20 protein-coding genes and 1 pseudogene are annotated in these 22,949 nt (G+C 47.0%); 2 read left to right on the top strand and 19 right to left on the bottom strand.

Features of this window, described 5'->3' with window-relative positions; all coding sequences use genetic code 11:
* Positions 1-7: 7 nt before the first annotated feature.
* The 16 genes and pseudogenes from ACEPPX_RS04380 to ACEPPX_RS04305 all read right to left on the bottom strand — a co-directional run bounded on the left by ACEPPX_RS04380 (position 8) and on the right by ACEPPX_RS04305 (position 17,836).
* Complete coding sequence (locus ACEPPX_RS04380; RefSeq protein WP_416623083.1) at positions 8-1,144, bottom strand: polysaccharide export protein; 1,137 nt, start codon at positions 1,142-1,144, stop codon at positions 8-10.
* 44 nt (positions 1,145-1,188) lie between these two features.
* Positions 1,189-3,087, bottom strand: coding sequence for a polysaccharide biosynthesis protein (locus ACEPPX_RS04375; RefSeq protein ID WP_416623082.1), 1,899 nt, complete (start codon positions 3,085-3,087; stop codon positions 1,189-1,191).
* A 14-nt stretch (positions 3,088-3,101) separates the two neighbouring features.
* Positions 3,102-4,277 carry a DegT/DnrJ/EryC1/StrS family aminotransferase gene (locus ACEPPX_RS04370; protein ID WP_416623081.1) on the bottom strand — a complete coding sequence of 392 codons (1,176 nt, stop codon included), beginning with the start codon at positions 4,275-4,277 and terminating at the stop codon, positions 3,102-3,104.
* Complete coding sequence (locus ACEPPX_RS04365) at positions 4,271-4,945, bottom strand: HAD family hydrolase (protein WP_416623080.1); 675 nt, start codon at positions 4,943-4,945, stop codon at positions 4,271-4,273. Before ACEPPX_RS04365 ends, ACEPPX_RS04370 begins: the two co-directional genes overlap by 7 nt.
* Positions 4,942-5,934 (bottom strand): ATP-grasp domain-containing protein, encoded by a 993-nt coding sequence (locus tag ACEPPX_RS04360; RefSeq protein WP_416623148.1) that lies wholly within the window; start codon positions 5,932-5,934, stop codon positions 4,942-4,944. The genes ACEPPX_RS04365 and ACEPPX_RS04360 overlap by 4 nt, the downstream gene beginning before the upstream one ends.
* A pseudogene (locus tag ACEPPX_RS04355) lies at positions 5,914-6,510 on the bottom strand (sugar transferase); the annotation flags it as partial. The pseudogene ACEPPX_RS04355 and the gene ACEPPX_RS04360, both read right to left, overlap by 21 nt.
* Complete coding sequence (locus tag ACEPPX_RS04350) at positions 6,503-7,675, bottom strand: glycosyltransferase (protein ID WP_416623079.1); 1,173 nt, start codon at positions 7,673-7,675, stop codon at positions 6,503-6,505. The gene ACEPPX_RS04350 and the pseudogene ACEPPX_RS04355, both read right to left, overlap by 8 nt.
* An 8-nt stretch (positions 7,676-7,683) precedes the next feature.
* Complete coding sequence (locus ACEPPX_RS04345) at positions 7,684-8,754, bottom strand: glycosyltransferase family 4 protein (RefSeq protein WP_047759945.1); 1,071 nt, start codon at positions 8,752-8,754, stop codon at positions 7,684-7,686.
* Positions 8,751-10,034, bottom strand: a complete 1,284-nt coding sequence (locus ACEPPX_RS04340) for an O-antigen ligase family protein (protein WP_416623078.1) — start codon at positions 10,032-10,034, stop codon at positions 8,751-8,753. Before ACEPPX_RS04340 ends, ACEPPX_RS04345 begins: the two co-directional genes overlap by 4 nt.
* Positions 10,035-10,113: 79 nt before the next feature.
* Positions 10,114-11,280, bottom strand: a complete 1,167-nt coding sequence (locus ACEPPX_RS04335) for a glycosyltransferase (RefSeq protein WP_416623077.1) — start codon at positions 11,278-11,280, stop codon at positions 10,114-10,116.
* Positions 11,281-11,304: 24 nt separating this feature from the next.
* Complete coding sequence (locus ACEPPX_RS04330) at positions 11,305-12,726, bottom strand: lipopolysaccharide biosynthesis protein (RefSeq protein ID WP_416623076.1); 1,422 nt, start codon at positions 12,724-12,726, stop codon at positions 11,305-11,307.
* A gap of 99 nt (positions 12,727-12,825) precedes the next feature.
* On the bottom strand, positions 12,826-14,133 hold the full coding sequence (locus tag ACEPPX_RS04325) for a nucleotide sugar dehydrogenase (RefSeq protein ID WP_416623075.1): 1,308 nt from the start codon (positions 14,131-14,133) through the stop codon (positions 12,826-12,828).
* A 354-nt stretch (positions 14,134-14,487) separates the two neighbouring features.
* Entirely contained in the window at positions 14,488-15,600 is a 1,113-nt protein-coding gene (gene ribD / locus ACEPPX_RS04320; protein ID WP_416623074.1) for a bifunctional diaminohydroxyphosphoribosylaminopyrimidine deaminase/5-amino-6-(5-phosphoribosylamino)uracil reductase RibD, read from the bottom strand.
* Positions 15,601-15,611: 11 nt separating this feature from the next.
* Positions 15,612-16,190: a cytochrome C gene (locus ACEPPX_RS04315; protein WP_416623073.1), complete on the bottom strand. Its 579-nt coding sequence runs from the start codon at positions 16,188-16,190 to the stop codon at positions 15,612-15,614.
* 155 nt (positions 16,191-16,345) lie between these two features.
* Positions 16,346-16,819: a transcriptional regulator NrdR gene (nrdR, locus tag ACEPPX_RS04310; RefSeq protein WP_416623072.1), complete on the bottom strand. Its 474-nt coding sequence runs from the start codon at positions 16,817-16,819 to the stop codon at positions 16,346-16,348.
* Positions 16,820-16,993: 174 nt separating this feature from the next.
* Positions 16,994-17,836: a class II glutamine amidotransferase gene (locus ACEPPX_RS04305; RefSeq protein ID WP_416623071.1), complete on the bottom strand. Its 843-nt coding sequence runs from the start codon at positions 17,834-17,836 to the stop codon at positions 16,994-16,996.
* Positions 17,837-18,179: 343 nt separating this feature from the next.
* Between ACEPPX_RS04305 and hslO the strand changes: the two genes are divergently transcribed.
* Positions 18,180-19,097, top strand: coding sequence for an Hsp33 family molecular chaperone HslO (gene hslO / locus ACEPPX_RS04300; RefSeq protein WP_416623070.1), 918 nt, complete (start codon positions 18,180-18,182; stop codon positions 19,095-19,097).
* Between the two features lie 110 nt (positions 19,098-19,207).
* On the opposite strand, the gene nfsA is transcribed toward hslO, so the two are convergent.
* Both nfsA and wrbA read right to left on the bottom strand, forming a co-directional pair.
* Positions 19,208-19,981: an oxygen-insensitive NADPH nitroreductase gene (gene nfsA / locus ACEPPX_RS04295; RefSeq protein ID WP_416623069.1), complete on the bottom strand. Its 774-nt coding sequence runs from the start codon at positions 19,979-19,981 to the stop codon at positions 19,208-19,210.
* A gap of 74 nt (positions 19,982-20,055) precedes the next feature.
* The gene (gene wrbA / locus ACEPPX_RS04290) at positions 20,056-20,661 is read right to left on the bottom strand and encodes an NAD(P)H:quinone oxidoreductase (protein WP_416623068.1); all 606 of its coding nucleotides are present in this window, start codon (positions 20,659-20,661) and stop codon (positions 20,056-20,058) included.
* Positions 20,662-20,708: 47 nt separating this feature from the next.
* Here wrbA and ACEPPX_RS04285 point away from each other — a divergent pair, with 47 nt between their 5' ends.
* Positions 20,709-21,962 (top strand): YihY family inner membrane protein, encoded by a 1,254-nt coding sequence (locus tag ACEPPX_RS04285; RefSeq protein WP_047759933.1) that lies wholly within the window; start codon positions 20,709-20,711, stop codon positions 21,960-21,962.
* Between the two features lie 204 nt (positions 21,963-22,166).
* On the opposite strand, the gene ACEPPX_RS04280 is transcribed toward ACEPPX_RS04285, so the two are convergent.
* Positions 22,167-22,838: an OmpA family protein gene (locus ACEPPX_RS04280; protein ID WP_047759932.1), complete on the bottom strand. Its 672-nt coding sequence runs from the start codon at positions 22,836-22,838 to the stop codon at positions 22,167-22,169.
* Positions 22,839-22,949: the final 111 nt, after the last annotated feature.

Genomic DNA, 22,949 nt, shown 5'->3' with positions numbered 1-22,949 from the left:
CCGGCCTTTACTTAAATGTACTGTCCAAATTGTAGAGGTTGGAAACCGAATTGGTCAGCAAAGACATTACGCGGTTCCAGCGGGACAACGGTGCGGCGGTTACGAATACTACGTCATTGGCGCGCAATTTAAATTCGTTGCCTAAGGCATAAGCCGTGGCGTCTTTCAGATTCAACTGATAGATATGGATTGGTTTTTCAACATCATGCGGTGCATTACGTACAACGAAAACACCGGTTGCGTCTGCCAACGCCTGATTCATACCCTTGGCTTCTCCTAAAGCTTGAGTAAGCGATAGGCCGTGACTACCGATCGGTAACGAGGTTTGTTGGTTAACCTCACCCATTACGTATACTTTGCTGTTTTCGGTAGTGGGAACATAAACGATATCACCGTGACTGAGCAGTTGGTTTTGTGAGAGGTCGCCGTATTGTAGGATTTCCTGAAGCGAAATAGTCCGATCCACACCGTTATGGGTGAGTTTCACGTTTTGTGTATCGGCATTGGCTGCCAAACCTCCGGCCTGGTCAATCGCATCGAGCAGGGTAACCGGAATATTGGTAATCGGAAGCTGGCCGGGTTGTCCGACAGCTCCCGCTATCGATATACGCTGTGAGCGGAATTCGGTAACGTTTACCGAAACCTGCGGGGTTTTGATGTAGCGTTTCAGACGGCCTTCCAGCATATTTTGGATCTCGGGCAGGGTTTTTCCCTGTACATACAATTTCCCTGCCAGAGGGTAAGAAAGATGGCCCGTTTCATCTACCCATGCGCCGCTGCTGACCTGTTTGCTTTGCGGATTCATGCTGCTTGGAACGGGAGAGTTCAAATCGGGGTGATGCCATACCATGATATTCAGTACGTCACCCGGGCCGACACGGTAGCGGTAAGCGGATTTCTGCTGGTTTAATGCTTGATTATGCTGCGCAGTGCGCGGAGGCTGCCGCATACTCTGAATCAGATTAAGGGTAATCGGATAAACGTTTACACGGCTATCAAGCGTATCTTCGCCTCTTGTATGGTTTTCGTTATATACCCAAGTTTTGTTTTTGGTGGGCAGGCTTGAGCCGGGTATCACTGTGCAGCCGCCGGTTGTCAGTGCCAGCAGCGAAAAACCGATAATGGTCAGTCGTTTGAGTTTCACAATAATCCTTTTTATTTAAACATGAGGCCGTCTGAAAAAATGATTCAGGCGGCATGGTTTTGTTGCCATACCAAGTCGCAAATACCGTCTTTAGGGACAAATCCGGTGGGTGCCTCAAGCAGTAATGCGCGCAGATTCTGTTGGTCAGACTGTCTGCAGGCGTTATCCATACGCTCAAGTATGTCGGAAAGCTTCTGCCAAGGTAGCATTATTTCATTGGCGGTCATAATGCGGGGATGAGTGGTTTCTTGTACTTCATCGCCGATTAGCAGCTCTTCGTAAAGCTTTTCACCCGGGCGCAATCCGGTAACTTCTATGGATATATCGCCGTCGGGATTGTTTTCATCTTTAACTTCCAAACCGCTGAGACGGATCATTTGGCGTGCCAAATCAATGATTTTTACCGACTCGCCCATATCCAGAACGAATACATCACCGCCTTGTCCCATCGCACCGGCTTGGATCACTAATTGGGCCGCTTCGGGTATGGTCATGAAGTAGCGTGTGATATCGGCATGCGTTAATGTAACCGGCCCGCCTGATGCGATTTGTTTCTCAAATACAGGCACTACCGAACCGGAAGAACCCAATACATTGCCGAAGCGTACCATACAAAAGCGCGTGGTTTGGTTCGGTTCTGCCGCCAAAGCCTGTAATACCAGCTCCGCCATACGTTTGCTGGCACCCATGGTATTGGTGGGGCGTACGGCTTTATCGGTTGAAATCAGCACGAAGGTTTCAACTAAGGCATCAATCGCGGCACGGGCACAGAAAAGTGTTCCGTAAACATTATTGCGGATACCTTCGATGGTGTTGAATTCGACCATGGGAACGTGCTTATAGGCGGCTGCATGGTAAACGGTTTGTACGCCGAAAGTCTTCATAACGCTGTACAAGCGTTTTTCATGCTGAACCGAACCCAAAAGCGGAATGGTTTCTATTTGTAAGCCGAACTCTTTTTGCAGTTCGGCCAGTTCTTTGTCGATACTGTATAGGGAGAATTCCGACAGCTCGAACAAAATCAGCTTGGCAGGGCTTTGACGGATAATCTGGCGGCATAGTTCCGAACCGATTGAGCCACCGGCACCGGTTACCATAACAACTTTGCCCCGAATATCTTTAGCCATCAGCTCCGGACGGGGGGCAACGGGGTCACGGCCGAGTAAATCGACGACCGATATTTTTTTCAGGGAGCTAACACTGATTTTCCCGTCTACCAAGTCCCGCATACCCGGAATAGTTAGAACTTCGCAAGGGTAAGGTTCTAGTGAGCGGATAATGGCTTTGCGTTCATCACCGCTCACACTCGGAATGGCCAATAGGATTTTTTTGATCCCATAGCGCTGGATCAGACTGCTGATTTCAGCAGGGCTGTATACCGTTAAATCATAGATAATCGAACGTTGGATTTTTTCGTTGTCGTCTATGAAGGCGATTGCGTTATATTCATGTACCTGTTTGATGGCTTCCAACAGCTGCCGGCCTGATTGACCCGCACCGTAAATCAAGACGGGTATCATTTGCTTATTGCTGCGGTTAGTGAGGATGGTCCGCAGCATCAAACGGCTGCCTGCAATCAGTACGACCAGCGTCAGGAAATAAGCAACGGGAAGAGCCAATCTCATGCGTTGTTCAAACATTAAAATGCTGATAAAAAATACAACGGATGAAATGGCACTGCCCATAACGGCGGTAGTCAGTACTTTTGTGCTGACGAAACGCGTTACGGCCCGATAAAGCCCCAGGCGCGAGAAGACAACAATCGTGATGATTGCGGTTACGCCGAAAGAAAGCCAGTTAGCCGTATTGAGCCACTCTTCAGAATAGTTCATCTTCAGACTTTGGATAAACCAGAATGTGGCAAAAAGAACCGCCAAGTCGTGCAGCACAAAAAAAGCTTTTTTTACGTTGCGTGGTAAAGTAAGTAAAGATTCCAAAAGCATAATTGGTATCCGGTTTAGATACAGGCTTGTTGTAATACGGCTTCGATATGGCGGCAGCAGAACGATATTTCTTCATCGCTCAATGTCGGGTGTACTAAAAACATCAGGCTGGTGTCACCTAGTTCGACAGCATTTTTCAACCGCTCTTTCGGGCGCCATGGCGTATTGTCGAAAGCTTTTTCCAAATAAACCTCCGAGCAGCTGCCCTGATAGCAGGGTACTTTCAGTGCGGTCAGCTCGTTAACGATACGGTCACGGTTCCATTCTGGCTTGAGTTTTTCCGGCTTAACGAAAGCGTAGAATTTGTATTGGGCGTGAACGATATAGTCGGGTACTTCCACCAGGCGGATACAACCAAACTGGGATAGGCTTTGCGATAAACGAACCGCATTTGCTTGGCGTTTGGCGGTCCATTCAGGCATCCGTTTAAGCTGGATGCGGCCAATAACGGCTTGCATTTCCATCATGCGCCAGTTTGTACCGAAACTTTCATGTAACCAGCGGAAACCGGGGGGGTGTTGGCGGTTATATACGGCGTCAAAGCTTTTGCCATGATCTTTATATGACCACATTTTCGACCATAGCTCTTTGTCGTTTGTCGTCACCATGCCGCCTTCACCGCCGGTCGTCATGATTTTGTCTTGGCAGAACGACCATGCGCCGACATGGCCGATGGAGCCTACGGATTTCCCTTTATATTTGGCACCGTGAGCTTGGGCGCAATCCTCAATTACCCAAAGATTTTTTTCTTCGGCCAGAGCCATAATGTCGTCCATTTCTGCAGGCATGCCGGCAAGATGGACAACGATAATGGCTTTAGTTGCAGGAGTGAGGACGGTGCGGATGGTTTCGGCAGTAATGTTTTGGCTGTTTAAATCTACGTCTGCGAACACCGGATTTGCGCCTGCGGTTACGATCGCAGAGGCAGAGGCCAAAAAAGTACGCGAAGTTACGATAACATCATCGCCGGCACCTATGTTCATGGCCTTGAGGGCTACATCCAAAGCCAAGGTGCCGTTACCTAATGCAATTGCATATTCGGTATCGGCAAAGGTTGCAAATTCTTTTTCAAATTCACGGCATTCGTTGCCTGTCCAATAGTTGACTTTATTTGACAGTAAAACTTTGGATACGGCATCGGCTTCTTCTTGGGTGAAGCTTGGCCAGGGAGACAGGGCGGTATTTAACATATAAATTCCTTTATTTGATTGATATGACGAATCCAATAGTGCGGTTGGTGATTGTCGGAAAAGCTTTCTGGCGGGTATCGGTGTATATTTTTTTCAGAAGGCTTTAATCCGATGGTCAGCCAGCCCATTTGTTTTGGGGTAATAAAGTCTTTTTTAATGTTGTCACCAACGTAGATATAAGTTTTTCCGGGATACTGTTCCATAATGAAGTCAAAACGTTCCGGATTTGGTTTTTCCGAATGCCATGCTTCGGAAATCAAAATATGCTCGAAATGGTGTAGCAATCCCAGTCCGTGAAGTTTTAGTCGCTGGCTCAAACTACGGCCGTCTGAAATGATGGCGCTACCGCAAAATCTGTTGAGTAATGCTTTAAGTTCGTTTGCACAAACATACGGCTGTATCTCAGGGTTATGCAGACGGTATACCCAAAGTAGGGAGTTTTTCTCAGCGGCGTTTAAATTGCAAAAACTTGCCAACTTGTTTAACCAGTCGGAGCTATCCGGATCTATTTGGCTCAACAATATCTCTTCGCTATATTCGGGATATAGTCGGGCTAACAGACTACAAACTTTTTTAATTCCGGAAAGCTTGTAGTCAAACTCGGCGTAAAGAGTGTCATCAAGATCCAGAACCAAAACGCTCTCGGCAGGGTTGATCGTTATTGTCATTCTTTCACCAATATTTTTGCATCGTATCGCAGCATAATAAGGTTGGGTTCCCATTTGTCATAAAATGGAATTTCTTTACCGTATAAATACTCTTGAATCAACCAAGACGGATAATTTCCTCCGACTGCATACGATAGGGGGAAGCCGCCGCCGAATCTCGGATTAATTTCTACGCCGTAGAGGCTGTTGTTTTCAGGGTTATAGAAAAATTGGGCGGTGATACAGCCGCGGGCACCCTTGAGGGTAGCCATGTTTTCGACTAGGAAATCATATAGCCAATTTTTGCGTGTTACACCTTTGCTGACTTCACCTGAGCGCACCTCGATACGCTCGCGCGGAATAGCGCATTTCAATTCGCCGTTTTGGGTGTAATACATATCGACGGTAAATTCACGATAGGTATTTTTGATGTCGATAAGTTCGCAAAACATCATTTTGGGATCCTGTTTCAAATCATCCGTTAGGTCTTGAGGAGATTTCAGGGCTTGGGCGCCGATTGCACGGCTACCGTCATACGGTTTGACAAAACACGGGAATACAATGTCTCCCAGCTGATAAATCTTGGGCGCTTTGATATTGTATTGTTGGAAAAGGTCAACGCTTTTACGCTTATCGCGGCAGTATTGCAAGAGTTCGCTGTCGGATACGATCAAATGGATATTTGCAGCGGTAAAACGATCCCGTTCTTTTGCCAGCTTCATCAATTCAGTGTCAATTGTCGGTATGATTAAGCCGATTCCTTTGGCAACGGCCAGCTCGAAAATAGCATCCGTGTAATGGCTGTCACTGATACGGGGAACAGCAAATGCTTCATCCGCAACATGGCAGGCAGAGGACAGCTTGGGGTTCAAATCCGTACAATACACCCGAATATTTCCAGAAAATTTCGCCGCTTCGGTTTTGAAGCTTTCAACCAGTTCGACGCGTCGTCCGGCCGATAAAATTAGGATATTGTTAGGGGTATTGGTATTTCCTTCGAAAAACGGCATAGTCGCATCTCCTTGGGCAGAAATTCCTTCGCGGATAAATACTTTTTTAATGGTTAGAAAGAGTATTTTTATATCTAATAATAGGTTTTGGTTTTCTACATACCATACGTCGTGTTGGAATTTTTCATCCCAAGAAATCGCATTTCTACCGTTTACCTGTGCCCAACCGGTGATGCCGGGTTTGACCTCGTTGCGGCGGCGTTGGAAATCATTGTAGAGCGGGAGATACTGCATCAGTAGGGGGCGGGGTCCCACTAAGCTCATTTCCCCTTTTAAAACATTCCAAAGTTCGGGCAGTTCATCTAAGCTGGTAGCACGCAGCTTTTTGCCAAAAGGAGTGAGCCGTTCGCTATCTGGTAATGGTTTGCCTGATGCATCAACGGCATCTCGCATCGAACGGAATTTAATCATCTTAAACGGCTTGCCGTCTTTACCCGGGCGGGTTTGGGTAAAAAAGACAGGAGAACCCAAATTTTTCCGGATCAAATAAATAAGCAGCAGGAATACGGGTGAGAGCAGAATCAGCCCGGCGGCGGCACCAACTATATCCAATAAACGTTTGAGCAGATTATTCATGTGCAAGCTTCTCAATCATGTTAACAATTTTTTGGTAAGCCACATCACGTTTGAAGCGGTGTACGATCTCATCCGACTGCACAGGATCATTTTTGTGTTGCAAAATACGGCGGGCCGCGCCGATAAAGCTATTTACATCTCCTGAGGTATAGTTTGCATGCGGAAGCAGAGTAAGCACTTGGGATACTTCATCATTAACTTGGCTGTTTAAAATGGGCTTTTGCAGGGCCATGTAGTCCGACAGTTTGTTGGTGATGGATTGCATGGCGTAGGAATGGATGGGGTTCACCGAAATATCACAACCTTTGGCAATCGACATCATTTCCGCATAAGGCAGATAGCCGTAGAAAATAATTGATTCGTTGGCGTAAGCCTTTAATTTTTCCAAATCCGGGCCGCCACCCATAATGTGCAGCTCAACTTTCTCCCCTGCATCCAAGAGGGCTTGGATACCTTTGCAGACTGTTTCTACGTCGTAACTGAAGCTCAGAGTGCCTAGATAAAAAAAGCGCGTCGTGCCGGCGGCGAAGGCTTTGGCTTCAACGGAATCCAAAGTGTTGAAGTCGGCACCGATATAAACGACTTCGCCGGGTACTTTAGGATTGGCTTCTTTGGCACGGTCGAGATAGGTTTGCGACACTGCCACTAGGCCGTCCGCAGCCGCATAGGCAGTATTCGCACGGTGTGCGAACGGCAGTAGGTTGTGAGGTATTTTTTTCAAAACGGGAACGACGGATGAAAATGATTCCGGCCATACGTCTTGTACATCAATAATCAGTTTGTAGCCTAAGCGTTGTTTATGTTTGCCCAGCAATAGGTTGGTTGCTATAAGGGGGTAGGCTGAAAAAACGATATCTTGATCGCCCGGGCGGCAGCTTTGCAGCCATTGTTCGAAATTTTTGACAAAAACATGATGGCTTTGGACACGCTGTAACGAAACGTTTTTCTGATATCCGCTCTCGGCCAGCAGTTTGACTCGCAATCTGCCTTTGGAAGCATTTTCCGCATCTTCAGGCCGTCTGAAAGATTTGTCATAATGTTTGAAATTGCTGGTTAGCAATAAAACATCATGTTTTTGGCTTAATAATTCTGCTAAATACCAAAAGCGGTTGAAATGCGGTTCGCTAGGTAGGGAGCAATACGGGGCGACAATAGTAATTTTCATGTTCTACCTTACATATTGTATGCAGCAATAGTGGTACGGTAAATTTCATCGTCCGAACACAAGGTTTCGACATGTTTGTGCAGGGCTTGGCCTAATTGACGGCGTAAGTCTTTGTTGTGCACCAATTCAGTAACAGCATCGGCAAACTCTTCGGCATTGCCCAGAGGAATGCAGTAGCCGGTTTGTCCGTTGATTACCATCTCCGAGATGCCCGCCATGTTGTAGGTTACTACCGGAGTATCATACAGGCCTGCTTCGAGAATATTATTACCAACGCCGGCTCCGTGATCCCCCGCGCAATTGGGCGTATTTACCAAAATATCCACATCTTTGAAGTAAGCGGTTAAATCGCGTACACCGCCTAAGAAGGTAACTTTATCGGCAATACCCAAATCATATGCCTGTGCCTTGAGATTATTCATTTCTTCACCGATACCTGCGATCGAAAGACGCACAGGCAGGCCGCGATCTACCAGGGTTTTAAAAATAGGCAGCATCAGATGTACGGCACGCACTTTATCTAGGCGAGATAAGGTGCCGAGCATAATGTAGTCTTTTTCGGTTTTTTCCGGAACATAGTCGGGTTTGTGCAAGGCATTATAGGTGTATGTAATACGGTTGGCGGGAAAGCCGTAGCGGATCAGTTTTTCTTGTTCGTGTTTACAGTTGCCGATAATGTAAACACCTAGCATTTTGAATAATTTGGCAATTTTAGGGTAGGTTTCCGGATCCAAGCCGCGGGCGTGATAAAAAACTTTAGTTTTAGGAGAAGCGATTTTTGCCGCCAAAGCACATGCAGGCACAATGCGTGCCATTTGGCAGTGGATAATGTCGGGTTTTTCCTCTTTTAGCATTTTTGTATATGCAGCCATACCTTTCAGATAACCCGCTAAGCCGCCTTGGTAGAAATTTATTTCATACCAGCGGATACCTAATTCTTGTGCCTCTGCAATAAGTGGGCCGTCTGAAGATGCCAAAACGATATCATGCCCCCGGCTTTTCAGGAGGCGGCTTAAGCGAAAGGTTGCATTTTCAGTGCCGCCGAGGCCGCTCATAGAGGTAGTTAGTACAATTTTCATAATGTATAGCCTCGCTTGGTTTGTAAGTGTTTGTTTTTCAAATTAGCTGCCAAATAGATGAAAATGAAGAAGCAGGGCAGCCAAATGAAAGGTAAGCGCAAAATAGTAGAAGGAATGAATCCGGCAATTAGGAAAATACCCATGCAGGCCAGGCCAAACACACGTTGTTTGGAAACCAAGCCGGCAGTCGTGAGAATAACTTTTGCATAGCGCAGTAAATAAGCCAAAAAGCCCAATAAAGAAGCCATACCGAAGCCTAGGTACAATTCAATGATAAAACTGTGCGGATTGGCAAAACCGAGGCTGTCGCTTAAGTGCCCGCCGAAGTATTCTTGGAAGTTTTTAGGCCCATACCCCAAATATAAAAACGGAGGGTTGTTCCAAAAGTAATTGTAGATTTCCTGACGGTACGAAATGGAGTTGTCGCTTTGAAAATCATATAAGAACAGATACAGCCTGGATGAAAAACGTTCCAAAAACTCATTGCCGTTTAGAGAAAGGAGAAAATCTTTAATCCATTGGTCAGGAATCATCATTAATACGCAGACGGCAGTGGCAATCGCTATTAAGGTGGTTAGGCCGTTGTTGCGGTAGATGAGATTGAGTGCGAGCAATAGCAGATAGCAGGCGATAGCGGTACGCGAAGCACTGGCGAAGATAACTGCGCCCAATAGGATAAACAGCAGCCAGCCGCGCAACATATCTTTACGGCTTTGGGCAAGCAGGTTGAAGAAAATGAGAATAGCAGGCGCGGTACATAATGCCGTAGTAGCCAAGTTGTTCGGATTAAAGAACAAGCCTTTCAAACTACCGCTGTCCAGAGACAGGGTTTCATCTGAAGCGACGAATTGAAAGCCCAGAATCAGTTCGAGAAATGGGGGCACCGCTATAAAAAGAGCAAAAATTGTTAAAAATTTACGGATGAACTGCAGCGGATCGCGATGGCGGGAAAGTATCAGATATAGAGCATAAAACAGCGGAGGGAGCACCATAAAAAACATGATGTCCATAAATTGCGTCGGTGTGAGCGGAGAAAATAGGAGATGCATCAAACTCCAGCCGCTCATAACAGTAATGGCAAGCAAAGCTATAAGGATATCCCGTGGAATCCGCTTACTTTCAAAGATAGCGGCCATCCCCATCGCGGCGATAAATAATACCGTTAAAGGATTATCGATTCGCGGAATGCCGGCTACATAGGCAAGTGTAGGCCCCAGCATGTAGGCACAAATGATGCTGTAAAATAAAAAAATGTATAGTTTCTGAGAGTTGATTTTCACAATTTTCCCAAGTTTTTATTAGTTTTCTTGCATTAGGTTCGTATCTGATTAACCTGATGGTTTGGTGCAGGTTTTAAAATCAGTTTCGACCGGTTACTTGCCGGTAAATTGCTTGTAGTTGTCCGACGATGCTCTTTTCACCAAATTCGGCCAAGCAGTTTTTGCGCAAAACTTCTGGGACGTAATTGCCGCTGTTGGCAGCCATATCCAGTAAGGCGGTAGTCAGTGCTGCTTGATCTTCAGTATCGACCAAGATACCGTTTTCATTTGTGACGATACTTTCAGGGCCTCCGCATCGGGTAGCAATAACGGGCAGTCCTTGGGATAAGGCTTCAATAAATACTACGCCGAAGGTTTCTACCCTGCTGGCTAAAACAAAAGCATCGCTGGTGTACATCAGATTTAATACTTCTTCATTTTTTAAGCCGCCCAAGAATTCCACTTTATTGCCTAGATTTAATGAGGCTGCCAGTTGGTGAAACTGAGCTTCGTCGGGGCCTGTGCCGCCGATTTTTAACTTCATATTCGGGTTGGTTTTTAGAGCATCGGCAAAAGCGGGTAATAAAATATCAAAGCCTTTATTCAACCGCAGGTGCGCCACCGAACAGAATGTAAACTCTGGGTTTCCCTGTTTATTTTGTAAGTTGACGGGCGCTTCGAATTTGTTAGACAAGATATTTGGTAAATATTTCCACTCCAAACCTTGATATTCTTTTTTCAACAGATCGCAAAAATCATGGCTGACGGCAAGACGCGCCGCACAATGCTCGGCGGCCGGCTGCATAGCGGGTCGTTGCCAGTCATGAATTAGCTTTCGTGCATAGGTAGAACTGTGCTCTGTGATAACGTAGGGGATGCCTGTTTCTTGATAAATAGCATATGCTAAAAGGCCGCCGTAATTCATGCAATGCGCATGTATGAGGTCTGGTTTGCCATGTTTTGTGACATAGCGCATGAAAAGCTTTTTTCCTGCTTTGAGCCAACGGCTACGGTCAAGCTGAAGGCGAGGGAAGAAATACATGGTTTGATAAACGAATGTCGGTATGCCCTGTTCGACATAATCTTTGTAACCGTACATCTTTGAAAAGATTGTATCCGGGCGTCCGCGTAGAGAGCGAAACTGGGGAGCGATAACGCCTACAGTTACCCCCGCTCTTTGCAGCGCCTGTGCCTGTTGTCGGAAAAAGATACCGTCAACATCATCGGGAGTTTCTGGATACCAAGATGGTAGGATTAATACATGCATAACTATTATGTTTTCCCTTGGCCATTAATTGCTTTTCAGACGGCCTCTAATCATTAATATCATAGTGTGCAGTTGGTGCTTGTGCCGGAGATACAAGCCGATTGTCACGAGCAGCCAAAACGCCGCAAAAATAAAATAGTTTGTCGGATTACCCCAGCAGGTATAAGCAATACACGATATTAAGCATGCCAAGGTAGTGCCATACAGCTTCTTACGCGGTAGCGGCTGCCAAAGACGTATCGAACATTCGGTTTTCATAACGAAAAACAACCAAAATGAAGTTGCTGTAGCAATTGCGGCGCCTCTGGCTCCAAAAAGCGGGATTAACCAATATAACAGCGCCAAGTTGCAAACTAAGGCGATCAGGGAAATAACTGTAATCAGCCATGTTTGCTTACTCACATTAATACCGATGCCGGTTACTTCTGTTAGGGTATACAGCAAAGGAAACAAAATGCTCGAGAGCAGTATAAATTGCACAGGCGCATAATTTGCCGGCAAAATCATCGGAACCAACGGTGAGAATAGCCCGATGACACATAAAATCATGATGATCAAACTCAGCATCGAATCAACAATGGTGCCGATTTTTTTTAAATTTTCCTGCTCACCTTCTATCCATTTAAATACCATCGGTGCCCAAATGGTAGAAAAAATACTTTGAAAGATTAAAGCAATAGCCCCAAAGCTGACTGCCATGGAATAGACGCCCAACTCAGAGAGGCCGGCCAGTTTTTTTAAAGCAAACCTATCTATTGAAGAAAGTCCCCAGTAGGCTAATCCGGCGGCTGCCAGAGGGATGCCATAACGTAGTGTCTCTTTCAGTTGCGTAGTGTTTCTCTCGGCTTTCGCAGCGGCCAGCAATTCGTGCCGCGTTTGCCACATTAAAATGACTGCGCAACACCATTGGGCTACGGTATAGGCAGCAATCAAATAAAATGTGGTTTTAGGTGCTTGTACGGCTATGTATAGTAAAACGAAAAATAAAATTAAAACCTTGGGTGTAAATTGGCTAAGGGAGAACGCAAACGCCCTTTCTTGCATACGCAGTATCAAAGAAAGGTAACGGGGTAGTAAGATGCCTCCGAAAAACAATAAACACCACAAACCTAATGTTGCATCGTCCAGTGCCAGTATTTGTATTGATAGCCACTCCGGATACCAAAAGACGGCAAACATACCGGCAAATGCAAGAATCATAGGTGGTACTACAATAGTTTTAAACAGTTGTGCCTTATCGGGCGCACTGTAATACTCGCGTATATATGCTTGGTCCAAACCTAAGCCAAGTACCAATAATGTCAGGCTCGATACTGCTTGTAGCAGCACGATCCGCCCAATATCATCAGCACTGAAATACCAAGAGATCAGCGGCAAAGATAATGCGCTTGCGGCGGCACTACCTAGGGGGCCTAGGGCGTAACCAAATAATTTTTTTGCATTCATGCTGCTGTATATAGGGGATGGCAGATTTTGCGATAAAGCATTTTATCGATTTAATCAGCCATACCCCAGGTTATACCGGGATACGGCTGTCGTTCAATATCAGGCTTTTACTACATTGTCTGCTTTGCCCGGGAAGCGTCCGCGGGTATCTACGATCAATTTGGCATGTTTTTTCAACAATTCATAATCAAATTTATCGTGATCCGTAGTCACTACGATGCAATCAAAATTAGCAATATTTTCAGCTGTTAGGTTTTCACTCTTCAGATCAAAGTAACTATGGCCGGGAATGTGCGGGAATATCGGAACATGAGGATCGGAATAGGCAATCTTCGCACCCAGTTTGTGTAAGCGCTCCAATACTTCGACAGACGGGCTTTCACGCATATCGTCAACATTTTTCTTATAGGCGATACCCAGTACCAAAACTTTGCTGTCTTTGATAGATAGGTTGCGTTCGTTGAGAGCCAAGCTGATTTTGCTGATTACATAATCAGGCATGGCAGAGTTTACTTCGCCGGCCAATTCTATGAAGCGGGTATTCACACCATATTCACGAGCCTTCCAAGTCAGATAGAATGGATCGATCGGAATGCAGTGGCCGCCTAAGCCAGGACCCGGGTAGTAGGCGACAAAGCCGAAAGGTTTGGTAGCTGCGGCACCAATCACTTCGTGAATATCGATATCCATTTTATCTGCCACGATTTTCATTTCGTTTACCAGGCCGATATTAACTGCACGGTGAATATTTTCCAGCAGTTTGGTTAATTCGGCGGCGCGGGTGGAACTCACCGGTACAACGGTATCGATTGCAGGTTGGTAGAGGGCAATACCCACTTCCAAACATGCGGGAGTGTGGCCGCCGATTACTTTGGGAATGGTCCGGGTTTCAAAATTGGGGTTACCCGGATCTTCGCGTTCGGGTGAGTACACCAAGAAAATGTCTTTACCGACTTTCAAACCACCTTCTTCGGCGCGCGGCAATAACTCCTCTTCGGTTGTGCCAGGGTAGGTGGTGGATTCAAGTGATAATACTTGACCGGCGCGCAGATATGGTTTTACTGCATCGGTAGTATCGATCACATAGCTCATGTCCGGCTCGCGATATTTATTTAGAGGAGTCGGTACGCACAAAATAATGGCTTCTACTTCGCCGATACGGGAAAAATCGGTAGTTGCCTCAAACAAACTGTTTCGAGCCGCAGCAATTTTTTCGCTGGGGATGTGTTCGATATAGCTTTTACCTTCGTTAAGGCTGGCAACCTTACCCTCGTCAATGTCAAAACCCAATACTTGATAGCCTATGTCAACATAGCGCAGCATAAGGGGCAAGCCAACATAGCCTAAGCCGACGATGCCGATTTTGGCAGTTTTATCGGTAAATTTTTGAATGGTAATATCTTTCATGACAGTTCTCTGTGGGGTAAGTTAACAAAATAATGATTGTGAAGCTATTGCCGATCTTTGAAAGGCCAGTAATGTCAATAATTTTTCTTATGCCAAAAATAGTTATTTAAACAATTAGATTTATTACTCAATTTCATATAATAATATACGCAGGAAGTGTACGATACAATAGAGATGTTGTTCGGTAGAGAAAAGGTACTTAATGGTTGCATAGGAGTTGATGAAATAATTAATGAGTTTATTTTTATTAAGATTATTTTTAAAGTTTTCGGTTTGAAGAGGGAGGGATTTTTGTTCTCTAAGCAATTAGTATCGGTGGGATAGTCGGAGTGTATATGTTCATAGGGCCAAAGGTTATTGACGTAGCGTCCAACGGATATCGCATCCTATCGTAGTGACCTCTATGGTTTGCCAATTGCTTTTCTGAGTTAATACTTGCGGTCGTTCGGAAAGTATGAACAGACCTCTGCCGGTTCCTCCTAATATCTTAGGAGATTGATAGACTACAATTTCGTCTAAAAGTTCCTCTTCTAGAAAAGCACCTGCCAAAGTAGCACCTGCTTCCACCATGACTTCGCCGAAGCCGAGATCGGCTAATTTTCCGAGTAGTTTGGGGAGATCGATCCTGCCGTTTTTTTCGCTTGCGGCGATCACAGATACGTGGGGATGATGCAGATATGGTTGGAGTTTTTCGGTTTCCGTTACTAAAGTAGCGATAATAGTGGGAGCGGTGCCGTTTTGGATCAGGTTGCTGTTAAGAGGAGTTTGCAGACGGCTGTCTAAAACTATGCGCGTAGGTTGGCGTAGCGTAGGGAAGTCCCGAACATTTAATTGCGGGTTGTCGGCTAATACTGTGCCGATGCCGGTGATTACGGCGCAACTTTCCGCACGCAGAATTTGTACGTCAGCCCGTGCTTGCTCGCCTGTAATCCATTGGCTTTGGCCGTTTGCAAGTGCGGTTTTCCCGTCTAGGCTGGCGGCACATTTAAGACGTACAAACGGCCTGGCTCTTTCGATGCGGGATAAAAAGCCGCGATTAAGTTCTCTGGCCTCGTTCTCCAAGAGGCCGCAACTCACTGCGATACCTGCTTTTTGCAGCATTTCCAGTCCTTTGCCGCCCACAAGGGGATTAGGATCGCGCATAGCGGCGACAACACGAGATACGCCTGCCTCGATCAGGCTTTTGGCGCATGGAGGCGTACGCCCGTAGTGGCTGCACGGCTCCAGAGTAACGTAGGCAGTCGAACCTTGAGCCAAGCTGCCGGCTTGTCTAAGGGCATGCACTTCGGCATGCGGCCCCCCGGCCATGATATGAAAACCTTCTCCTACAACTTGGCTGCCTTTGGCCAATACACAACCGACCCGAGGATTCGGAGAGGTTGAAAAACGCCCTTGTCGTGCAAGGACAAGGGCGCGGTACATCATTTGGCTGTCGAGTTCGCCAAATGTATCAGCATGTTTATGCATTTCAGACGGCCTTATTTGATCAGGTTGACATCTTTCAATACGCCGGCCAACTGCTCTTGCGTTGCACTTTGGCTGTTGGCGCATACATTGAACAAATTGTTACTCTCGATGATGGCGATGCAGTTTTCTCGTAGCTCGCCACCATCTTCGGTAGCTTGACTGAAGCGGTAGTTCATACGGTTTTCAGTAGCGGCTCCGACTTGCACGTTACTGATTCCCTCAGCTTTATTCAGGGCTTCTTTGAGGTTGTTAAAATAGGTTTTACCATTATTTTTAACTGCACCCAGGTTGGTTACATAGATTGTGATATCGGATGTTGTATCGCGTTGGAGCAAGGTTAATTCTTCTTTGCCGACTCCGTCCGGGCGTGCGGATTCATCGTTGCTAATATCGGTGAACTGTCCGCCTTGGATCACGATGCGGATTCTGTTGTCGCTGCTGTCGAGTGTTTGGACGGTATTGGCCGCTTGTTGTGGGGTTTGTGTCGTGGATGCAGCATTTTCGGAAGTAACTGAAGTTTCGGCTTGTTGTTTACAGGCGCTCAGTCCGAGTACGGCGACGGTAATGAGGGTGAGTGCTTTCAATTTCATAATTATTGTCCGTGCAGTGGAGAAATAGCTTGGATAAAAATCAAAAGTATAACTGTTTTGATAAAACCTTTTACCGTTTGCGGGCAGCTTGGGTGCTGCATAGGCTTTTTTTGTCAACTTAACTTTCCAAGAAGCCTCAGTATAGCAAAATAAGCTTATGCTTGGGGCGGATTATTCGATACGAGAGGTAATGTGGCGATGGCTTGCGTAAATTCGGAAACATCGTTAAAGCTTTTGTACACGGAGGCAAAACGTACATAGGCAACTTGGTCGAGTGCGGCCAGAGCCTCCATCGCCATTTCGCCGATCAGTCTTGAGCTGACTTCTTTTTGGCCCAAACGGTAAAGGCGTAATTCTATTAGTGCGACCGTATCATCTATTTGTTCGTCATCTATGGGGCGCTTATGTAAGGCGCGTGCCAAGCTGGTTCTCAGTTTGTGGGGATTGAAGGCGACTTTGATTCCAGTACTTTTCACAATTTGGGGCATCCGCATTTCTACCGTTTCAAAAGTGCTGAAACGTTGGCCGCATGTCAAGCAGCGCCTTCTGCGGCGAATGCTGTTGGTTTCTTCCAGTAAGCGCGAGTCGGTTACTTGGGTGTTGGGATTTTGGCAGAAGGGGCATTTCATAGAAGGTCGGGTTGCATATGTGAAGCATTATATTGTAACGCAAAGGCTGTTTTTCTGTCAGCCGCCCGCATAACGGGCAGGGAACTGCCGTCGTGGAAGGATAATTATGCTGAAAACATACTGTGCTTGCGTAGCTGCTTGGTTTCAGACGGCCTTGTTTGCTTAGATGGCTTGCTAAACCGATACACCTGCCGCCCGGGCGATGGCAAGCCCCTCTTCAATACTTAAATAACGTGCAGAAGAGGGAATATCACGGCGGATAATGTCGCCTTGCCGGAACATCACCAATTCATTTTCGGCTAATTGTGTCCAATGTTCATTGACAGTCAGCGGCAGGGTGGCAATGACGGCGACTTTATCGTTGGGTGTGGTAACAGCAGAAAAGTCGATGGCGACATCATCATCCAATAATTTGGCTTCGCCGAAAGGCGCTTTTCGAACTATATAGTGCAGCAGGGTGCTGGCATGCGCCATCATAAATTCGCCGTTGGATACGACGAAATTAAATAAGCCGTGGTTGCGTATTTCGTGGGTAAGCGATGCGATTGTTTCAAATAAGGTTTCTTCGTCGGGTTTGTGGCGGAAGCGTTGGCGCAATTGTTCCAAAATATAGCAAAACGCACGTTCGGAATCGGTATTGCCAACCGGGCGGTAATATTCTCCGGCTTCGGGGTAGAAGTTTTTCAGATGGCCGTTGTGGGCAAACAGCCAGTATTCGCCCCATATTTCACGCATAAACGGATGCGTATTGGCCAAAGAGGTTTGGCCTTGGGTGGCTTTGCGGATATGCGCCACCACATTTTCGGATTTGATTTGATAGGCGCGTATCAAATCGGCTACGGGGGAGTGTGCGCTCGGTTTGTCGTCATGAAATAGGCGGACGCCTTTGCCTTCGAAAAAGCCGATGCCGAATCCGTCGGCGTGGTGGTCGGTGAGGCCGCCACGCAGGCGGAAGCCTTCAAAGGAAAAAATAATGTCGGTAGGTGTGTTGCAATTCATGCCCAAAAGCTGGCACATGGTGTTCCTTATTATCTAAAAATAGTGTGATTGGGGCGGTACGGTTAAAAATGATAAAACTACCCCGATTGCATCAGATAGTCAAATACCGCCGAGAAGATTTCACTTGATAATCGGTTTTATTCAAAACGACGAAAATATAGAAAAAGGCGGCGGTTGCAAAAGGTGAGGATAACCGGCAGGCCGTCTGAAAAAACAGCGGATCGGCGGTGGCTTTATATTTGCCGAATCGTCGGTGGAAGAATATATAGGTTTTCAACCATACGGATCGGACTCTTGATTTTCAACGGTATGCAACCATATTCGGAGTCAATCGAATGAATTATACACAGAAAGAAATCCTATGACTGCAAAGACTCCTGCAGCTGCCGTCAACCACGCCGACTGCCGCACGCGTTTTATTTTTGACGATATGCCCGTGCGCGGCTTGCATGTTCGTTTGGAAGACGTTTGGCAGCATATTGTCAGCCGCAAGCATTACCCTGTTGCTATCCGTAAAGCGTTGGGCGAATTGTTGGCGGCAGGCGCACTGCTTTCTAGCAATCTGAAAATAGACGGCACGTTGACAGTGCAAGTGCAAGGGCAAGGCCGTTTGAAAATGCTGGTTGTGGAAGCGACTTCGGAGCAAACCTGCCGCGCGACCGCCCGCTGGGATGAACAGGCTGAAATCGGTGATGAAGAAAGCTTGTCCGAATTATTGGGCGAGAACGGCGTATTCGTGATGACTTTGCAGCCGCAAGACGGCGAGCCTTGGCAGGGTGTGGTGCCTCTGGAAGGCGGTACTATAGCCGAATTGCTGATGAATTACATGAAACGCTCCGAGCAGCTGGATACGCATATCACTTTGGCCGCTTCGAATGAAGTGGTAGGCGGTTTGTTGTTGCAGCGTTTGCCTGAAAAAGAAATAGACGCCGAGGCGTGGAATCATGTAGAAACATTGGCTCAAACGGTCACTGCCCCAGAGTTAACTTCCTTGGACGCGCAGCATTTGTTGTACCGTTTGTTCCACGAAACCCCACCGCGTGTTTTCGAGCCCGAAAGTTTGGAATTTGCTTGTACTTGTTCGCGTGGAAAAGTCAGCGATATGCTCTTGATGCTGGGAGGTCAGGAAGTAGGTGAAGTTGTGGCCGACCAGGGAAGCGTAGAAGTGGACTGCGATTTTTGTAACGAAAAATATGTATTTGACGAAACAGATGTTAACGCACTGTTTGGTACGGATGTGGTAAGCGCGGTTCGTTCAGAAAGACAGCGTTTGCAATAATCCGTGGGTAAGGCTGTTCATCGGCCAAATAAAAGCTGTTTTGATATTTTATGAAAAATGCCGTCTGAAAAATTCAGACGGCATTTTTTCAGGCGGCCTTTGATAGCCGTTTATTTTTTAGCAAGACCTTGTTTTTGTAAAAACGGCAGGATGTCGGGGCGGACTTCGCGACAGAGCGTATCACGTACTTGTGCCGACCAATCCAAATCCAGATTGCTGCGACGTTGGTAGTAATCGTATACTACCTCGTCGTAGGCTTCCAGCGTTTCACTATCGAGCGGTTTGTAACAGTTTTCAGAAACGATGGTATCCAGAGGCAGACGCGGACGGTAGAGGGGATCTTGGGCAGGATGACCGAGACACATGCCAAACAGCGGTACGACATATTCTGGCAGGTTGAGCAGCTCGGCGACACGGTTGACATCGTTGCGCAGGCTGCCGATATATATGCCGCCCAAACCCAGTGATTCGGCGGCCAGCAAAATATTTTGCGCCATGATGCCGGCGTCTACGGTACCGATGAGGGTAACTTCAGTCCAATCGGTTTGTACCCCGGAATCCACTTTTTTATGCTTGGCGAAGTCCATACAGAAAACCAGAAATTCGGCACAGTTTTCGATATAACGTTGATCTGAGCCGACAGCCCGCAAGCCTTTGCGTAATTCGTGATCGGTAACGCGGACGATATGTACGACTTGTAAAAAGCTTGAAGAAGACGCTGCACGGCCGGCTTCTAAGACTGCATTAAGCATCTCGGGTGAAATTGCTTCATCGGTGAATTTACGGATAGAGCGGTGGGCGAGGGCGGTTTCTAATACGGGTTTGCTGGGTAAAGTAGTCATTAAAGTATCCTCTTCGGTGTGGGTAGGTGTTTCAGACGGCATGCAATCACAACAAATCAGGTATGGCAGGGGTATATTGCCCGTCTTACGGATGGTCGGTATAGGCCGTCTGAAAATTAGCGGGCCAGTTTGAGTGCCAATTCGGCCAGGCGTTTGCCTTGGGCAAATGCGGCTTGCTGTTCGTCTTGGCTGAGCCGGTTGTCGGCGGTGCTGCCGGCCACATGTGATGCACCGTATGGCGTGCCGCCCGTTTGAGTATGATTGAGGGCGGTTTCGCTAAACGGAATACCGCTAATAATCATGCCGTGGTGCAGTAGGGGCAGCATCATCGTCAGCAGGGTGGATTCTTGCCCGCCGTGCATGCTGGCGGTACTGGTAAATACGGTTGCAGGTTTGCCGATCAGTTCGCCCGACAGCCATTGGGCAACAGTGCCGTCAAGAAAATATTTCATCGCCGCTGCCATATTGCCGAAGCGGGTCGGGCTGCCCAGAGCGAGGCCGGCACAGTTTTTCAAATCTTCAGCAGTTGCATAGGGTGCGCCTTGCGTAGGAATGTCGTCTTCTACGGCTTCGCATACGGCAGATACTTTTGGAACGGTACGCAGTACGGCTTCGCAGCCCGATACGCTGTCGATACCGCGGGCTATTTGGCGGGCGAGGTTAAGGGTAGAGCCGTTTTGCGAATAGTATAAAACCAGAATTTTCAATGGATTTTGGGTCATTGCCGGGTTTCCGTTACAATAATGTCAGTTTGATAAGAGGAAAGAGTATGCTGAATTTGGAACGCTGGCAAGCCCTACTTGACTCGAAGCCGGTCGGGTTTGCACGGTTTTTGTTGCGGCGGTTTGTGGAGGTACGCGTACCTCAGGTATCGGCCAGTCTCACGTTTACCACGTTGTTGGCATTGGTGCCGGTTTTAACGGTCACACTGGTGGTGGTCTCGGCATTTCCGATGTTTGATACATTGTCGGAATCATTCGTACAGTTCATCAACCAAACTCTGGTACCGCAAGGCGCCGGCACGATTTTCAGTTATATCGACCAATTCAAAGGTAAGGCCAGCAATCTGACGGCAATCGGTATATTGATGTTGCTGGTGACTTCGTTACTGTTGATTCAAACCATAGATCAAACATTTAACCGTATTTGGCATGTGAAGGCACAGCGTCCTTTGTGGATGCAGTTTTTGGTATATTGGGCATTGTTGACTTTCGGGCCGTTGGCATTGGGTATCAGTGCGACCGCATGGGCACTGGTGTTGAAAGAAAGCCGCCTTGATATATTGTTTCCGGTGTTGGCCGAGGTGATGAAGGTTGTCACATCAGTATTATTCAGTACGGTTATCCTGTGGTTGTTATACCGTTTGGTGCCGAACCGTTTTGTACCGGCCAAGCATGCTTTATTGGGTGCGGCGGTTACGGCGGTATTATTGGAGGTAGCCCGTGCCGGTTTTGCCTGGTATGTGAGTACGTTTAATGGCTATACCTTGATATACGGTGCTTTCGCGGCTATTCCGGTATTTCTGTTGTGGCTGAATTTATTGTGGATGCTGGTGTTGTCGGGTGCGGTGTTGACTGCGGCTTTATCTTATTGGCAGGGAGATGCTTTCCGCCGGGGTTTCGATTCGGCGGGTAGGTTTGATGATGTGTTGAAAATTTTATTGCTGTTGGACGATGCTCAGCAGGAAGGCAAAGCATTACCGGTACAGGCGTTTCGCAGCCATATCAATATGGGCTACGATGAATTGGGTGATTTATTGGAAAAATTGGCACGGCACGGCTATGTTTATCAGGGTAAACAGGGTTGGGTGTTGAAAACCAATGCCGATAGTATTGAAGTGGACGAGTTGTTTAAACTGTTTGTATACCGACCGGCCAGATTAAGCCAAGATCATGTGAACGATTCGGTAGAGCAAATTATGCAGCCTTGTTTGGCAGCGATGGATATTTCGCTAGCTGAGTTCAGCTGTCATGCCCAGGCAAATAAGCGTAAGCGTTTGCAGGGGGAGCATCAACAATTATAGAGTTGTGTTTGATTGTTATGTACGAAGAATTGAAGCCGTCTGAAATTTTACAGGCGGCTTTTGATAACGTTGGAGTGTGAAATACAAGTTAGCATTGTTATTTTTAGTATTGGTATTTTGTTATTACCTGATGAAAACATGCCGTCTGAAAAGTTTCAGACGGCATGTTTGATTATCGGTTAAATAAGTCGATTAATAGCATTTTTATTGTTGTTGTGCAGCGCGTACGGCGTTGTGATCAGGATTGATCAGGATTTCAACACGGCGGTTTTGTGCGCGGCCTTCGGCGGTAGCGTTAGAGGCAACCGGTTGGCGCGAACCATAACCCACTGTGCTCAAGCGAGCAGTAGCTACACCGCGTTGGTTCAAGTAGCCTGCTACCGCTTGTGCGCGGCGTTGAGACAATGGCTCGTTGATCGCATCGCTACCGGTATTATCGGTATGGCCGGCTACGGTCAAAGTGGTATCGGGGTATTGAACCAAAGTTTGAGCGGCTTTGGTCAATGCATCTTGTGCAGAGGTGCTTAATGATGCGCTATTGGTAGCGAATGTTACGCTCTCAGGCATCACCAGTTTGATTTGGTCACCTTGGCGGCTCACTTCCACGCCTGTGTTAGCCAGGCTCTCACGCAGTTTTTTCTCTTGGTAATCCATATAACCACCAACACCGGCTCCGATAGCACCACAAGCTAAAGCGGAATTACGCGCGCCTTTGCCGCCGTGGGTGAGTGCGCCTACGATGCCGCATACCGCCGCACCGCCTAAGCCGTAGGCGGCGGTTTTACTGATTTGTTGTTGTCCGGCAGAGTTGGTAACGCAGCCAGCCAAAGCAACGGAAGCCATAGCGGCAAGAGCAACGGGTTTCAAAATTTTCATAGTTTTCCTTTCGGTTAGGTGCTGGCGGCTGCCGATATGTAAGCCGCGCTTGCTTGTTTGTAATGGTATGTTCAGATACCGTTGTTTCACTATAGTCCACAATTTGGGCAA

This window comes from Neisseria sp. S1 (assembly GCF_048060015.1).
GTDB classification, from domain to species: Bacteria; Pseudomonadota; Gammaproteobacteria; order Burkholderiales; family Neisseriaceae; genus Neisseria; species Neisseria arctica.
The sequence above is the reverse complement of the archived record's forward strand: the minus strand, read 5'-3'. Positions and strand labels throughout refer to the sequence as shown.